This is a genomic window from Arthrobacter sp. JCM 19049 (genome assembly GCF_001310435.1).
The window spans coordinates 1-1,639 of sequence record NZ_BAXF01000477.1 but is presented as its reverse complement, the minus strand read 5'-3'; the positions used below and the strand labels follow the sequence as shown (position 1 = coordinate 1,639).

General features: G+C 68.5%; 4 protein-coding genes and 1 pseudogene. 2 read left to right on the top strand and 3 right to left on the bottom strand.

The window, feature by feature from the left end; all coding sequences use genetic code 11:
• Positions 1-132: 132 nt before the first annotated feature.
• The 3 genes from JCM19049_RS22740 to JCM19049_RS13555 form a co-directional block, all read right to left on the bottom strand.
• Complete coding sequence (locus tag JCM19049_RS22740) at positions 133-270, bottom strand: hypothetical protein (protein ID WP_306420814.1); 138 nt, start codon at positions 268-270, stop codon at positions 133-135.
• Positions 267-659: a YqaJ viral recombinase family protein gene (locus JCM19049_RS22735; protein ID WP_306420813.1), complete on the bottom strand. Its 393-nt coding sequence runs from the start codon at positions 657-659 to the stop codon at positions 267-269. The genes JCM19049_RS22740 and JCM19049_RS22735 overlap by 4 nt, the downstream gene beginning before the upstream one ends.
• A gap of 171 nt (positions 660-830) precedes the next feature.
• Complete coding sequence (locus JCM19049_RS13555) at positions 831-1,088, bottom strand: thioredoxin domain-containing protein (RefSeq protein ID WP_279403225.1); 258 nt, start codon at positions 1,086-1,088, stop codon at positions 831-833.
• Positions 1,089-1,216: 128 nt separating this feature from the next.
• Here JCM19049_RS13555 and JCM19049_RS22730 point away from each other — a divergent pair, with 128 nt between their 5' ends.
• On the top strand, positions 1,217-1,486 hold the full coding sequence (locus tag JCM19049_RS22730) for an ATP-binding cassette domain-containing protein (RefSeq protein WP_306420812.1): 270 nt from the start codon (positions 1,217-1,219) through the stop codon (positions 1,484-1,486).
• A pseudogene (locus tag JCM19049_RS22725) lies at positions 1,437-1,639 on the top strand (ABC transporter ATP-binding protein); the annotation flags it as partial. The gene JCM19049_RS22730 and the pseudogene JCM19049_RS22725, both read left to right, overlap by 50 nt.

Here is a 1,639-nt window from a genome sequence, read left to right as displayed (position 1 = left end):
CGCCGCTGTTCGTTAAGGGCAGGGTCCGGCGCAGGGGGTAGCGGCGGAAGCAGGACGCCTAGAGGCGCAGGGCGGCCGGACCGTAATCGTCGAGCTGCTGCTGGCGCAGGGTGCGGCGGCGCAGCTCGTCGATCAGCGACCCCGCTTGGCGATCAGGTCCGCGATCATGGTGTCATCGCGCTCAACCCAACGGAATTCGGGCACCGCGTTCAGCGGGACGAAGTTCTCGTGCTGTTCCCACACGAACAGGGTGCGTTCGGCGCCGATCACGTACTGCTGCCACAGGATCTGGCGCAGGTAGTGGCGCGGAACCCGGTTGAAGGGCTTGTTCGTGGTCTTGATTTCAGCCAGCACCGGGGTGCCCTGGGCATCGAAGCCCAGCCGTCCGGGGTGGCCAGGTGCAGGCGGTTCTCCCGGGAATGGAACAGCTGGCTGGAGGGGAAGATGTTGAAGTTCTCCAGCACCCAGTTGGCGATCACCGGCTCGCGGCGCCGGCCGTGCTCGGTGTAGGGGTTGCCGGAAAAACCGGAACCGTACAGCTTGTCCCAGGCCGCGGACTTGATGGAGCGTTCGGTGGACAGCTTGGCCACGTCGGTGGCGGTGATGCCCTGTGAGCGGGCCCGCAGCCATTCAATGCGGTTCGACGAATCGGCCAGCACCCGCTGGAAGCACTCATGCCCCGCAGGGGAGCCGACCGGTGAACCAAGGGAAGAAGCAACACTCACCCGTCCCATTGTTCCCCATCCGGGGGCCGAAACCCGGCTTCGGCGGGGTGCGAGTCGCACCACCCGGGATCCGGGATGCGTCACACCGGCGGGCCAGCGCAGGATCTAGAGGTGCTCGGCGACCGCTGCCAGCAGCTGGTTCATGGTGGGCACCGATTCGGCGCGCAGCAGCTGGCGGTCCTCATCCAGCAGCCGGATCACCGGGGTGGAACTGATCCCCAGTTCCCGGCCCAGCTGCCATTGGGCCACCACGTCGACCTCGCGCACCTCCAGCGCCGGGACCAGCTCCGCCACCCGGCGCACCACCTGGCGGGCACGGACGCAGGGGGCACAAAACGGCTGGGTGTAGAGTTCCAAAACCATGGTGCGCCCAGCATACCCGGGCGGCAGCCCGGCCCGCCGTGAGTGCTACCACGGTAGGAGAAAACGGGCGGCGTTTTTCGCCCGCTCGGCCGAGGACGCGGTGGGTGCGCGGCTGGAAAGCTGGGATCATGCTTGAAAATACTGCTGTTCTCAGTGCCCGGGCCCTGACCCGCCGCTACGGTTCGACCACCGCCCTGGACGGGGTGGACCTGGACGTGGCGCGCGGAGGCTCGCTGGCCATCATGGGGCCCTCCGGATCCGGGAAGTCCACCCTGCTGCACACCCTGGCCGGGATCGAGGCCCCGAACTCCCGGGTCCGTCACCCTGGCCCTGCCCGGCCGGGCCCCGGTGGAAATCACCGGCCTGGGGGAGGGGCAGCGCTCGAAGCTGCGCCGTGAGGCGTTCGGCTTCGTCTTCCAGTCCGGGCTGCTGATCCCGGAGCTGACCGCGGAGGAGAACGTGGCGATGGCCCTGCTGATCAACTCCACCCCGCGCCAGCGGGCCATCGAACTGGGCCGCCAGGCGCTGATCCGGATGGGGCTGGCCGGCAT

Coding starts and splice junctions, on each gene's coding strand:
- JCM19049_RS13555 (WP_279403225.1), bottom strand. CDS start 1,088: ATGGTTTTGGAACTCTACACCCAGCCGTTTTGTGCCCCCTGCGTCCGT.
- JCM19049_RS22730 (WP_306420812.1), top strand. CDS start 1,217: ATGCTTGAAAATACTGCTGTTCTCAGTGCCCGGGCCCTGACCCGCCGC.